Annotated in this window: 14 protein-coding genes; 10 read left to right on the forward strand and 4 right to left on the reverse strand. The window is 37.2% G+C overall.

Annotation, left to right across the window (positions count from 1 at the left end; all coding sequences use genetic code 11):
• Window positions 1-4: 4 nt before the first annotated feature.
• The 3 genes from G6W45_RS02755 to G6W45_RS02765 are packed head-to-tail and all read right to left on the reverse strand — an operon-like array spanning window position 5 to window position 2908.
• On the reverse strand, window positions 5-1630 hold the full coding sequence (locus tag G6W45_RS02755; protein WP_194167437.1) for a cation:proton antiporter: 1626 nt from the start codon (window positions 1628-1630) through the stop codon (window positions 5-7).
• A 3-nt stretch (window positions 1631-1633) separates the two neighbouring features.
• Window positions 1634-2008 (reverse strand): heat shock protein transcriptional repressor HspR, encoded by a 375-nt coding sequence (locus G6W45_RS02760; RefSeq protein ID WP_072594938.1) that lies wholly within the window; start codon window positions 2006-2008, stop codon window positions 1634-1636.
• Window positions 2009-2011: 3 nt separating this feature from the next.
• Complete coding sequence (locus G6W45_RS02765; RefSeq protein ID WP_194167438.1) at window positions 2012-2908, reverse strand: DnaJ C-terminal domain-containing protein; 897 nt, start codon at window positions 2906-2908, stop codon at window positions 2012-2014.
• Between the two features lie 155 nt (window positions 2909-3063).
• Between G6W45_RS02765 and G6W45_RS02770 the strand changes: the two genes are divergently transcribed.
• The 6 genes from G6W45_RS02770 to G6W45_RS02795 all read left to right on the forward strand — a co-directional run bounded on the left by G6W45_RS02770 (window position 3064) and on the right by G6W45_RS02795 (window position 9132).
• Window positions 3064-4467, forward strand: coding sequence for a Do family serine endopeptidase (locus tag G6W45_RS02770; protein WP_194167439.1), 1404 nt, complete (start codon window positions 3064-3066; stop codon window positions 4465-4467).
• A 97-nt stretch (window positions 4468-4564) separates the two neighbouring features.
• On the forward strand, window positions 4565-5242 hold the full coding sequence (locus G6W45_RS02775; RefSeq protein WP_021090796.1) for a response regulator transcription factor: 678 nt from the start codon (window positions 4565-4567) through the stop codon (window positions 5240-5242).
• Window positions 5242-6483, forward strand: a complete 1242-nt coding sequence (locus tag G6W45_RS02780) for an ArsS family sensor histidine kinase (RefSeq protein WP_149719745.1) — start codon at window positions 5242-5244, stop codon at window positions 6481-6483. The genes G6W45_RS02775 and G6W45_RS02780 overlap by 1 nt, the downstream gene beginning before the upstream one ends.
• Before the next feature lie 31 nt (window positions 6484-6514).
• A complete protein-coding gene (locus G6W45_RS02785) occupies window positions 6515-6952 on the forward strand; it encodes a hypothetical protein (RefSeq protein ID WP_021090991.1) in 438 nt (145 codons plus the stop codon).
• A 20-nt stretch (window positions 6953-6972) separates the two neighbouring features.
• A complete protein-coding gene (locus tag G6W45_RS02790; protein WP_194167440.1) occupies window positions 6973-8415 on the forward strand; it encodes a potassium/proton antiporter in 1443 nt (480 codons plus the stop codon).
• 537 nt (window positions 8416-8952) lie between these two features.
• Window positions 8953-9132 (forward strand): hypothetical protein, encoded by a 180-nt coding sequence (locus G6W45_RS02795; protein ID WP_194167441.1) that lies wholly within the window; start codon window positions 8953-8955, stop codon window positions 9130-9132.
• Window positions 9133-9170: 38 nt separating this feature from the next.
• Here G6W45_RS02795 and G6W45_RS02800 read toward each other — a convergent pair whose 3' ends face one another.
• Window positions 9171-10442: an O-acetylhomoserine aminocarboxypropyltransferase/cysteine synthase family protein gene (locus G6W45_RS02800; RefSeq protein WP_194167442.1), complete on the reverse strand. Its 1272-nt coding sequence runs from the start codon at window positions 10440-10442 to the stop codon at window positions 9171-9173.
• 105 nt (window positions 10443-10547) lie between these two features.
• Between G6W45_RS02800 and G6W45_RS02805 the strand changes: the two genes are divergently transcribed.
• From G6W45_RS02805 to G6W45_RS02820, 4 genes are read left to right on the forward strand one after another with little or no spacing between them, the layout of a single operon-like run.
• A complete protein-coding gene (locus tag G6W45_RS02805) occupies window positions 10548-10880 on the forward strand; it encodes a hypothetical protein (RefSeq protein ID WP_072594946.1) in 333 nt (110 codons plus the stop codon).
• Window positions 10877-11500, forward strand: a complete 624-nt coding sequence (locus G6W45_RS02810; RefSeq protein ID WP_194167443.1) for an HAD family hydrolase — start codon at window positions 10877-10879, stop codon at window positions 11498-11500. The genes G6W45_RS02805 and G6W45_RS02810 overlap by 4 nt, the downstream gene beginning before the upstream one ends.
• A gap of 48 nt (window positions 11501-11548) precedes the next feature.
• Window positions 11549-11803, forward strand: coding sequence for a DUF2018 family protein (locus G6W45_RS02815; RefSeq protein WP_021085554.1), 255 nt, complete (start codon window positions 11549-11551; stop codon window positions 11801-11803).
• The gene (locus tag G6W45_RS02820; RefSeq protein WP_194167444.1) at window positions 11796-12227 is read left to right on the forward strand and encodes a hypothetical protein; all 432 of its coding nucleotides are present in this window, start codon (window positions 11796-11798) and stop codon (window positions 12225-12227) included. Before G6W45_RS02815 ends, G6W45_RS02820 begins: the two co-directional genes overlap by 8 nt.
• Window positions 12228-12233 lie beyond the last annotated feature (6 nt).

Consider the following 12233-nt stretch of genomic DNA (forward strand, 5'->3'; position numbering starts at 1 on the left):
ACTTTTACGCTCTTATATCATGATCGATTTTGCATTGAAGAGCCTCGTGTACGAGTGTTTTTGCCATGACACGCTCTTCATTTATTAGGTGAAAATTTTTACCCAGCTCACCAAAAATATCTTTATTACCCTCACCATTTATTTTTATTATAGTTTGGGTATTTACGCCGTAGTCTTTTATCTTTTGCGCGATGAGCTCCACCCTTTGCTCATTGTTAACGGTTATAATAACAGCAGCAGCATCGCTTAGGCAGGCATTTTCAAGTGTATGGCTTTGAAGAACATTACCTAGAAATACATTTTCCCCGCGGCTCCTACCAAGCTCAACTAGACTAATATCATTATCAAGCACAAGGTATAAAAGCTTTGTCTCTTTTAGTCTTAAAACGACCTCTTGCCCAAGCCTTTCATAGCCAAAGACTACGATATGATTTTTTATTTTTTGCGGCTTTAGAGTTTCATTTGGTTCAACAACAATCTCACGTTCTATGAGATCTGCTATTGTGTCTAGTTTTTTAAGTATAAAAGGCGTGGCAAACATCGACACAACTGAGGCTGCGATAAAAATTTGAGCTGTTTGTATATCAAGTAAATTTCTAGTAGTCATTAGTCCAAAAACTGCTAGTGCAAATTCGCCTATTTGACAAACACTAAGTGCAGTTTTTGCAGCAACTCTTCGCTTTAAGTAGATGTTTAAGATAGCAAAAACGACAACCGCTTTTATCACCATGACGCTAAATACTAGGCCAAGGACAAGCCAGATGTTTGAGATGACGACAGCAAAATTTATCTGCATACCAACGGTTATAAAAAATAGCCCTAAGAGCAAATCTCTAAAAGGAATAAGATCAACTTCGATTTGGTGTTTATATTGTGTCTCTGCCATCATCATACCGGCCAAAAATGCACCCAAAGAGTATGAGAAGCCAAAGAAGTGAGCCAAAGTGCTAGAGCCAACGACCATAAATAAAATCGTAGCTATAAAAACCTCTTGCGAATTTGTTTGAATGACTTTATAAAATATCCAGTTAATGACATATTTACCAAGTAAAAATAGTACAACGATAAGAATAATCGCACTTGTAAATGTCTTTAGTAAAAGCTCATTTATTGAAGCATCTTGCGAGCTAAACATATCTATCATAAGTAAAATAGGAATGACGGCAATATCTTGAAATAGTAAAATTCCAAGTGCTTTTCTGCCGTAAATTTTACTCACATCGCCACTATCGTTTAGCGTCTTTAGCACGATCGCAGTTGATGAGAGTGCAAGCGCAAGACCTGCAATAAGTGCCGTTTCGTCTTTTAAGTGAAGGGCATAATAAAGCATAACGCCCATTATAAAGCCACTTAAACAAACCTGTAAGCCGCCATTTAAAAAGACCTCTTTTTTCATACCCATTAAGTGCTTAAAGCTAAACTCAAGCCCAATGGTAAACATCAAAAACGCGATACCAAATTCCGCGATATGAGAAATTTCATCATTGCTTTTTAGGTTGAAAAATTCTGATATAAGCGTACCTGTTACGATGTAGCCGATGATGGTTGGTATCTGAAATTTTTTAAAAATGACATTTAATGCGACTGAGATCGCTGCAACAAGCAAGAAGCCTTCTAAAATTTGTTCCATAAATTATTTTTTACCTTCATAAAAGACTAGATCAAAGCTATTTTTTCTCTTTACGAGCGATCTTTTTGTGCTAGTTTGACTGGTAGCTTCGTGCAATTTTTTATTTAGCTCATCAATAGTTGATTCTAAATCGTCAATTTTTTCTTTCAACTGAAGTATCACATCAACGCCGGCTAAATTTACACCTAATTCGCGGGTTAAATTTAGTATAGTTTTTACTCGATCAACATCTTTTTGTGAGTAGAGCCTCATCTTGCCATCTGTTCTTGATGGCTCGATAAGTCCCTCTCTTTCATACTGTCTTAAAGTTTGTGGATGTATGCTTAAAACCTTTGCAACAACGCTTATTAAAAAAAGTGGTTCTTCATAATTTTGCATTTTTTACTCCGGTAATTTTTCTTTTAACTCTTTTACTAAGCCTTCATCAAGCTCACTAATATTTGGAAGTTTTATCCTGGCTTTTAAGTAAAGATCGCCATAAATTCCGCTCTTTCTGTTTTGCACGCCATACCCTTTTAAACGGATCTTTGTGCCTGTTTTTGAGTTCTCAGCGATCTTAATCGTGACATCTTTTTTGTAAGTATGTACATCGACTTTTCCGCCAAAAAGCATAGTCTTTAGTGGAATTTCTATATCTTTATAAAGATCGTCTCCGACTCTTTCATATTCGTCGCTTGGCTCAACGCTAATAGCAAGTATAAGATCGCCTTTTTGACCACCAGCACTCTTGCCTTTGCCTTTTACACGAAGCTTCTCGCCGCCTTCTATGCCGCTTGGAATTTTTATCTTAATGCTTTCGCCATTAAAATTTATCTTATGTTCGCCACCAGTTACAGCTACGTCAAATGGTATAGAAATTTTTGCATTTACGTCTAGATCAGCTCCGCCAAAGCCAAATCCACCACTACTAAATCCGTCAAAGCCTCCAAAATTACTACCAAATCCGCTGCTAAATTTAGCTCCACCGCCGCCAAAGCCACCTGAGAAGATATTCTTTAAAATTTCATTTAGATCGCCCATATCGGCTGAGCTACTAGCAAAGTCGTGGAAATTTTGACCGCCAAACATAGTATCGCCGTACTGATCGTATTGAGCTCGTTTTTTATCGTCGCTTAAAATTTCATAAGCAGCGTTTATCTCTTTAAATTTATCTTCTGCTCCAGGGTCTTTGTTGATGTCTGGGTGATATTTTCTGGCAAGTTTTCTATAAGCTTTTTTTATCTCGTCGCTTGAGGCACCCTTTGAAACCCCTAAAGTCTCATACAAGCTTTCACTCATATATTCTCCTTATATTTTTTTGATACGGATTATATCACAAAGCTTTAGTCTATGCAAGTCAAGTTTATTTTTGTTTAATAACAAGAAAAAGTGTTAAGATTTTATTTTTTCACTATATTTATAATTTGCAAAAATTTTTAGTTTAAAGGAAAAAAATGAAAAAGATTGTGCTAATTTCATTAGTAGCAGCTTCTTTTTTAGTGGGGGCTGATATTAAATTTAATGAAGCTAACTCTAATATCACGAGAGTCTCGCCACTTAGCGATAAAAATAGCGTACTTTCTTATTATGACTCGATCGCTCAGGCAAAGCTTTCAGTTGTAAATATCTCAACTACAAAAACGGTAAATAACGCTGGTATTGAGCAGATGTTTAATGACCCTTTCTTTAATGAATTTTTTGGATTTAATTTTGCAAAACCAAAAGAAAAAGAAAAAACTACTTCACTTGGTTCTGGCGTTATTATCTCAAATGATGGCTACATCGTTACAAACAACCACGTTATAGAAGATAGCGATCAAATAGTCGTAACTCTTGCAAATGGTGGTAAAGAATTTAAAGCCAAATTAATAGGAAGTGATCCAAAAACCGATCTAGCCGTCGTAAAGATAGAAGCAAGTGGACTAAATGCTATCACTTTTGCGGACTCATCAAAGCTGCTTGATGCAGATGTTGTATTTGCAATAGGTAATCCATTTGGCGTTGGTGAAAGTATCACTCAAGGTATCATTTCAGGGCTAAATAAAGACAATATCGGCCTTAATCAATATGAAAATTTCATCCAAACAGACGCCTCGATAAATCCTGGCAACTCAGGCGGCGCTTTAGTTGATAGCAGAGGATATTTAGTCGGAATAAACTCAGCCATACTTTCAAAAAGTGGTGGCAATAACGGCATTGGTTTTGCAATCCCATCAAATATGGTAAAAGATATCGCTAAAAAGCTGATAACTGACGGTAAGATCGAGCGTGGCTTTATCGGCGTTACGATTGCAAATTTAACAGATGATCAAAAAGAGCTTTACACAAATAAAGAGGGTGCTTTAATAAGTGGCGTAGAGCAAGGCATGCCAGCAGATGAAGCTGGACTAAAAAGAGGCGATTTGGTTATATCAGCTAATGATAAAGCTATCAAAAATGCAAATGATCTTAAAAATTTCATTGGCTCACTAACTCCAAATAGCAGCGTTGATATAACTTACGAGCGATCAAATAAAATAATGAATGCAAAAATCAAGCTTGCAAACGCTGATCACAATTCAAAAGACATAGCAAAAAGCATTATCATCGAAGGACTTAGCGTCAGTAATCTAAGCGATGAGATAAGATATAAATACAAAATCAGTCCAGATACTCAAGGTGTGCTAGTAACTGATGTGAAATCAGGCTCAAAAGCTGAAGACTTTGGCTTTGAAAGAGGCGATGTGATCGTTCAAGTTGGCGAAGAGAGTATAAAAGATCTTCAAACATTTGCAAATACAATCAAAAATACAAAAGGTAAAAAGACACTAGTGTGGATAAATCGCGGCGGTATCATACAAGGCCTTGTTATAAAATAATCATCCAAGAGCTGAAATTTCAGCTCTTAACCCTTTTAAATTTTTAAAATCTTAATCTGCTATAATCCTTAAAAATAAATTTACAACAGGAAAGATCATGACTAGAATTTTAATGATAGAAGATGATATGGAGCTTGCTGAAATTTTAACTGAATATCTAGAAAACTACGATATTGAAGTAGTAACTGCTGAAGAGCCATATATCGGACTATCTACGCTAAATACAAGTAAATTTGACCTAGTGATACTAGATCTTACATTGCCTGGTATGGATGGATTAGAAGTTTGTAAAGAGATCAGGAAAAATCACAATATTCCTATTATCATATCAAGTGCAAGGCATGATATAACAGATAAGGTAAATGCTCTTGATAACGGAGCAGATGATTATTTGCCAAAGCCATATGACCCACAAGAGCTTTTGGCTCGTATCAAAAGTCATCTAAGAAGACAGAGTATCACCCCAGCAAGTGAGGCGAGAAATTTAAATAAAGACTTGGTTTTAAAAGAATTTGAACATGAAATTTTATTTAAAGGAAACGTGCTAAATTTAACTGCTGCAGAATACGATATCTTAAAATATCTACTTTTAAAAGAGGGCGGAGCGGTTACTAGAGAGGAGCTCATCTATAACTGCGAGAGCATAAATGAAGATAGCTCAAACAAAAGTATAGATGTCATTATCGGCAGGATTCGCCAAAAACTAAATGAAAATCCAAAAGAGCCAAAATACATCCACGCGATCCGCGGTATCGGCTATAAATTGGTTCTTTGATGCCAAGATCGTCTATTTTTATAACCATAACTTTTATCTTTGCCCTTGCACTCGTTTCGATATTTTTAGCTTTTTTGTGGCTCATGGGTTTTGACAAGCAAAACTATACAAGAGAGCTAAATAACAAATACTCAAACGTTGCTAGGACAAATTTATTTTATATGGGTGGCATCATAAATAAAACTCAGTACGACCGCCAGCTTTCAAATATCGATATGCCAGAGATCAAAGACGAGAAGAAAAAAGATGAAATTTTAAAGCAAGCGACTGTTTTAGAAGAAATTTCAAGCGATCTAGGATCTAGTGCGATCTTGCTTTATGACAAGCATCACTACTTAAGGATTGAGCATTTAGACGAGCTAAAGCTTTTAATGGATAAAGAATTTCAGCCTTACAGATACGAGGTGATAAAGGCTGTTTTTTTGGTAGTTGCGGTCATTTTGCTAGGTGCTTACATTTTTGTTATCTATAAGATAAAACCACTTAGAAAGCTAAAGCGCCAGATCGTAAAATTTGCAAATGGTGAGCTTGATGGCGTACAAAATGTCGGTAATGGCAAGGATGAAATTTCTGAAGTTTCAGAGGCATTTTATGAGGCGGTTTGTCAGATCAAGGCGCTTAATGACTCGAGGCATCTTTTCTTAAGAAACATAATGCACGAGCTAAAAACTCCTATCACAAAAGGGCTAATCGCCGCTCAAATGATAGAAAAAAGCAAAAATCAAGAAAGGCTAATCTCTGTCTTTCACAAGCTTGAAAACTTAATAAACGAACTTGCAGCGATCGAGCAGATAACATCAAAAATAGGGCTTAGCAATAAAACACCATGTTTTATGAGGGATCTTATCGATGAGGCAATCGATATAGCCATGGTTGAAAAAGAGTGTGTTGGTGTCAGTGAGCTTGATGAGGTTAGGGTGCTTGTTGATTTCAAGCTATTTTCAGTTGCTATAAAAAATATGATAGACAATGGCATAAAATACTCAACTGATAAGCACGTAAATATCGTTGTTAGCAAGGACCATATGAAATTTATAACTCAAGGTGAGAAGCTAAAAAATGATCTTGACTTTTATATCCAGCCATTTATCAAAGGAGAGGATACTCAAAAGAGTTTTGGACTAGGTTTATATATAGTTAGCAATATACTTGATGCTCATGGACTCAAATTTAGATACGAATATAAAAACGGAATGAATGTCTTTGTTTTTGAAAATTTACAAGATATAATAGTGACTTAAATAAAACATAATAAACAAAAGAGGGCTAAAAATGGCAGCAAAAATTTTCTCACCAGTTGATATCTTATCAATAATAGATCTTGAAATAGCTTTTATAAATCGTTATAAAAATGTAAAAGATTATGCAAAAAATTTATCTTTGATATATTTTTCTTTGCCAAGTACTAAAGAGTATAGTGAACTATTTGAAAAATTTTTAAGACAAACTGACGTTGTTGTAAGAGAGAATGAACATTATGTGGTTGTACTTCATGGAACAAACGAAAGAGGAGCTAGTGAACTATTATCTGGTATTCAAGAGTTTTTAAACGCTGAGCCAATTGATTTGATAGTAAGCTATCCAAAAGACGGAAGAAACGCTAAAGAGCTTACTACTAAGCTTCAAGATGAGATAAAAGATAATTATGGTGTATTGCTTGAAATGCTTTCAAATCAAGAAAAATTTGAAGCTTTTGAAAGTATGATTTAATATAATTTTGTGGAGTTTGTTTGGAGAATTTACTACTATTTTTTGCGGTTTTGCTTATAACTAGCATTCTTTTAAGTAAGATCTCTGATAAATTTGGAATTCCATCTTTAATAATATTTTTAGGCGTTGGCATGTTGGCTGGCTCAGACGGCTTGCTGGGTGTAAATTTTGATGATCAAATGATTGCTCAAAATGTCGGTATGCTAGCACTTATTTTTATACTTTACGCTGGTGGGCTAGATACTGATTTTGCAGCGATTAAGCCTATTTTTGGCAGAGGTTTAGCGCTCGCTACACTTGGTGTTTTCTTAACCGCGCTAGCTATCGCTCCAGTAGCAAAATATCTGCTTGATTTTACTTGGGCGGAGGCCTTTTTACTAGGCTCCATTATCTCTTCAACAGATGCAGCAGCGGTATTTGCCATACTAAGAGCTAAGAAAATTTCACTTAAAAATAGCATTGCGCCATTGCTTGAACTTGAATCTGGCTCAAACGATCCAATGGCGATATTTTTAACTATGACGATCATTCAAATGATCTCACTAAATAGCACTCCAAGTGCGTCAGAGTGGGCGATTACACTGGTTAAGCAGTTTGGTATAGGTATCGCTATGGGCTATTTATTTGGCGTTGCTTTGCCAGCTATCTTTAATAGACTTCGCCTAAAAAGCTGGGGTCTTTATCCAGTTTTTTCTATCGCTTGGATATTGCTTTTATACACGCTTTGCTTTAAGGTTGGTGGCAATGGCTATTTGGCTGTCTATATAGCTGGAATTTTTATAAATAAAAAAGAGTTTTCTCATAAGAAAAATTTAGTCGGTTTTCATGACGGTATCGCTTGGACGATGCAGATAGTTGTCTTTTTGACGCTTGGTCTTTTAGTAAATCCTTCCGAGCTTCCAGCAACAGCACTAATGGCGCTTGTTTTGGCCTTATGGCTTATGTTTTTTGCAAGGCCACTTGGTGTTTTTGCATCGCTTGCATTTTCAAAATTTAAGATAAATGAGCAAATTTTTATCTCCTGGGTTGGGCTAAGAGGCGTCGTGCCAGTTGTGCTAGCTACCTATGTTTATGTCGATGGCGTACGTGATGCGGATATGATTTTTAACATTATATTTTTTATGGTTTTGATTTCTATTTTGATACAAGGTATGTCACTTGGCTTTGCAGCTGATAAATTTAAGGTCAAAGAGAGTGAGCAAGAGGATACTAAACTGGTAGAAAACTCTCCGATCTTAAGCTACACGCTTCGCCAGCATACCATCCACTATGGTTCAAAACTAATTGGCAAAGATTTGGCTCAGCTTGAGCTTCCAACTGAGTTTTTAATAATCCTAATAAAGCGTAAAAACGAGTATCAAAAGCCGACTGGCTCAACAATCTTTGAAGAAAATGACTTGCTACTGATACAATGCGAAAATCAAGTGCTTTATCAAGATACTATTAAGTATTTAACGTATTAAATTGAAGTTTTGTCATCGTTTGATGCTGAATTTTGATTTTATAAATTTATAACGCACGATAAATTTTTAAAAATAAAACTGCATGCAGTGCGAAGCACTGAAGCATGCACTTCTAACGTTGTCGTACTTCGACTTCGTCTCGTAACTGTAAGCAGACAGAGGATTTAAAAAGGGGGATAAGGGGACGGACGGCTTGCTTCGCTAGCTCGCAACTGCAAGCAGACCGTAATTCAAGCCCCCCCTTATCTCCCTTTTGATAAATTTACACCTCAAAGCAAATTTTAAAACTTTCATTTACTTGCAAGAATTGACTACTGATTTTAGGCCTCGCAAAGCTTGCCACTAAAATCAGAGCCGAAATTACTCGTTCATGAAATTTTAAAATTTGCCTGAGCTTCATATATGTAAAATTACCTACTAAAATTTGGCTTCGCTTGCAGCTTAGCTCAAATTTTAAGGCCAAAACAAATCCGTTCAGTCTCATTTTATTTTTGCTTTTTATAAAATCACTAAAACACTAGCAAAATGGGAGGCAAAATGCTTGATAGTATCATCCTTGCGGTCTTGGTATATTTTGCAACACTCTTATTTATGTTTTTTCTGCTCGCCTTTTTTGCCTTTTGGTATATAAGCGTGCCGCTACTTGTCATCTTTTTTGTTATAAAATTTATAAGGCAAGCAAAAGAGTGCGAGAGGATATGTGGCAAGCTTGAGTAAATTTTAAATTTCTAGCCCAAAATGAGCTAGAAATTTCTTTATTCTAGGGCTTGAGCCAGATCAGCTATCAGATCCTCAGCGTTTTCAAGGCCTATGCTAACTCTTATTAGCTCTTTTGTGATGCCAGCTTTTATAAGCTCTTCACTGCTTAGCTGTTGGTGCGTAGTTGATGCTGGGTGCGTGATGAGCGACTTTGTATCGCCGATATTTACCACGATCTTAAAGAGTTTTACACGCTCTAGCATCTTTTTTGCACGCTCAAAACTATCAGTTTCAAAGCAAAATAGTCCATTTGCCATGCCATCTTTAAAGTATTTTTGCGCCTTTGCGTGATCTACGTTGTCGGCAAGCCCAGGATAAGCCACGCTTTTTATATGTTTGTGAGAGTTTAGAAATTTAGCCACTTTTAGCGCGTTTTGTGAGTGTCTCTCAACTCTAACGGCGAGCGTTTCAAGCCCTTGTATGAGCTGCCAAGAGTTAAACGGAGAGATCACAGCGCCGATGTCGCGCACGATGGCAAGCCTCATTCTTAACGTGTAGATATCAAAACGATCCGTCATATCAGCATATACGATGTCGTGATAGCTCGCGTCTGGCACGTTAAAGTGCTCATATCTCTTGTTGCCTTTTAGCTTTTCGTTTAGGTGATTTGCGCTGACGACCACGCCTGCTAGGCTAAGACCCTGACCGCTCATATATTTGCTAGCGCTATGCACGCAAACATCGACGCCGTGGCGAAGTGGCTGAAAGATGATAGGCGTTGGCACGGTGTTATCAGTGATGCTGATGATGCCATATTTGTTTGAAATTTCTACGATTCTTTCGATATTTGGGATAGAAATTTGCGGATTTGAGAGCGTTTCAAAAAATATAGCCCTAGTTTTTTCGTCTATCAAACTCTCCAGATCATCAGCAGTGTCGCTGTCAAAGACTCTAGCCTCTATGCCAAATCTCTTTAGCGTGTGCGTAAAAAGCACCGTTGTGCCACCATAAATTTTTTTGGCGATGATGATATTATCGCCTGCTTGGGCTAAATTTATGATGCTGTAAAACAAAGCTGACTGACCGCTTGCAGTCGCTATCGCAGCGGCTCCGCCCTCAAGTGCGGCGACCCTTTTTTCAAAGATATCTGTCGTTGGATTGCCAAGTCTTGTGTAGATGTGGCCGCCATCCTTTAGATCGAACCTAGCAGCGGCTGTCTCGGCACTTCCAAAGTCGTAAGCCGTACTTTGAAAAATAGGCACAGCCATCGTGCCAAAACCCTCATGTGTGTCGTAGCCTACGTGGATCGCAGCGGTTTCTTGCCTCATTTTTGCTCCTTTTAAGGTAATTTTGGCGTAAATTATACATTAGCAAAGCCAAAATTTAGGGGATAAAATCAAATTTTGATATAATTTGCCAAAAAAAGGAAAAATTTGAACCAAGTTACGGACAAATTTAAGCGTGTAAAATATCTTCGTGCGCTAGAAAAATTTGCAAAATCAGCGATAAATGGTCTAAAAAGAGATGACTTTGACGAGGCTGAATTTCGTCAAAGAGTGGAGAAAAACGCGAAAGTCATCGAAAAAGTCGAGGCTGTCTATCTTGATCAGCCATACTCAAAGGCACTAGAAAATTTTATAAATTTGCTTATCAAAAATGCCCCAAAAGAGGAACTTTTAAAGGCGGCAAACCTACTTGATAAGCTCAAAAATCAAAAGACATATAAAAAAGAAAAACATAAAAATAAATTTAAGGATGAGGATTGAAAGTAGTTATTTTCGATATGGATGGCACGGTGATCGATAGCGGCGAGGCGATATATAAAACGGTGAATGAAGTAAGAGATGAGCTAAATTTGCCGCCACTTGAAAAAGAATTTATCATAAAAGCGATCAACGAGCCAGGTAGAAATTTACCCCTTGAGTTTTACGGCATCGACACGCCAAGCAGGAGCTTAAAAGAGGGCTTTGAAGAGAAATTTAAGAAATTTTACGATGAGTGCGCGACTACATATGAGGGTGTAAAAGAGCTTTTGCAAAAGTGCAAAGAGGCTCATTACAAAGTCGTTTTGGCAAGCAACGCACCGCACGATACGCTAGAGAAAATTTTAAAGAAAAATGAAATTTACGAGCTATTTGACGAGGTCATAGGCGCTAGCAAGGAGATACCACAAAAGCCTGATCCTGCGATGCTTCATTTGGCTGTTAAAAAGACGGGAGCCCGCAAGGCGATCTTTGTAGGAGATAGCCTAAAAGACGAGCTAGCTGCTAAAAATGCAAATATGCCTTTCTTGCAAGTTAGCTGGGGATTTGGCGAGGAGAGCAAAACTGCGACTTATAACGCTAAAAATGTTAGCGAGGCTTGGGAGATAATATTAAATTTTTAACTTAGTTTTAATTGGCTATAATCTTAAGAAATTTTCAAAGAAACAGCGATGATAGATATATTTGAGGGCAGTGCGAGGGATAAATTTTATGACATTTTGTTTAACGCAAATGCCGTTTTGGTTAAAAACGAGATAGATAAAATTTTTGAAAAATTTGTGGCTATGAGCGAGCTTTGCGAAAAGCATGGCGTTAGCGAAGATGAGATCAGAAATTTTATAGTCTCAGAGCAAGATAAAATTTATAACGGAGTAAATGACCTATATATCGAGCTTAGCGGAGAAATTTTAAGCCAAAATGAGTAAGATTTTCGCGCTCATTGCTTTGCTTGCTGCTCTTGTTTTTGCTAAGGAGCCAAATTTTGATCCAAGTTCGGTGCACACATTTGAGCTTAAAAAAGATGAGTGGGCAAGAGTTTTTATAACTGAGAAGCGAACTCAAAGGGTTGAAACTTTTGACTTTCGCTGGACGCTGTTTGATAGCACAAACATCACCGTGCAAAGCTTTTTTAGGCGCTATCCAAGGCAGATGGTCTTTTCTCTAAGACAAGGACAAAACACCTACATGCAGCGAGTTTTGCCTGATTTTACGATGCCGCCAAATGAGAGCGTAAGCCTTTATATATCATTTATTGATTTTAAGGATAAAAAGGCGCATTTTAGGGTGGCGCTGCTAGATGAGAGCAAGCGTGTGGATGTGGGTTTTAGAGATCCGCACGAGGATAAATAGAAGGAT

Source organism: Campylobacter concisus, assembly GCF_015229955.1.
GTDB classification, from domain to species: Bacteria; Campylobacterota; Campylobacteria; order Campylobacterales; family Campylobacteraceae; genus Campylobacter_A; species Campylobacter_A concisus_AT.

Coding starts and splice junctions, on each gene's coding strand:
- G6W45_RS02780 (WP_149719745.1), top strand. CDS start 5,242: ATGCCAAGATCGTCTATTTTTATAACCATAACTTTTATCTTTGCCCTT.
- G6W45_RS02785 (WP_021090991.1), top strand. CDS start 6,515: ATGGCAGCAAAAATTTTCTCACCAGTTGATATCTTATCAATAATAGAT.
- G6W45_RS02770 (WP_194167439.1), top strand. CDS start 3,064: ATGAAAAAGATTGTGCTAATTTCATTAGTAGCAGCTTCTTTTTTAGTG.
- G6W45_RS02775 (WP_021090796.1), top strand. CDS start 4,565: ATGACTAGAATTTTAATGATAGAAGATGATATGGAGCTTGCTGAAATT.
- G6W45_RS02765 (WP_194167438.1), bottom strand. CDS start 2,908: ATGAGTGAAAGCTTGTATGAGACTTTAGGGGTTTCAAAGGGTGCCTCA.
- G6W45_RS02760 (WP_072594938.1), bottom strand. CDS start 2,008: ATGCAAAATTATGAAGAACCACTTTTTTTAATAAGCGTTGTTGCAAAG.
- G6W45_RS02800 (WP_194167442.1), bottom strand. CDS start 10,442: ATGAGGCAAGAAACCGCTGCGATCCACGTAGGCTACGACACACATGAG.
- G6W45_RS02755 (WP_194167437.1), bottom strand. CDS start 1,630: ATGGAACAAATTTTAGAAGGCTTCTTGCTTGTTGCAGCGATCTCAGTC.
- G6W45_RS02815 (WP_021085554.1), top strand. CDS start 11,549: ATGATAGATATATTTGAGGGCAGTGCGAGGGATAAATTTTATGACATT.
- G6W45_RS02820 (WP_194167444.1), top strand. CDS start 11,796: ATGAGTAAGATTTTCGCGCTCATTGCTTTGCTTGCTGCTCTTGTTTTT.
- G6W45_RS02795 (WP_194167441.1), top strand. CDS start 8,953: ATGCTTGATAGTATCATCCTTGCGGTCTTGGTATATTTTGCAACACTC.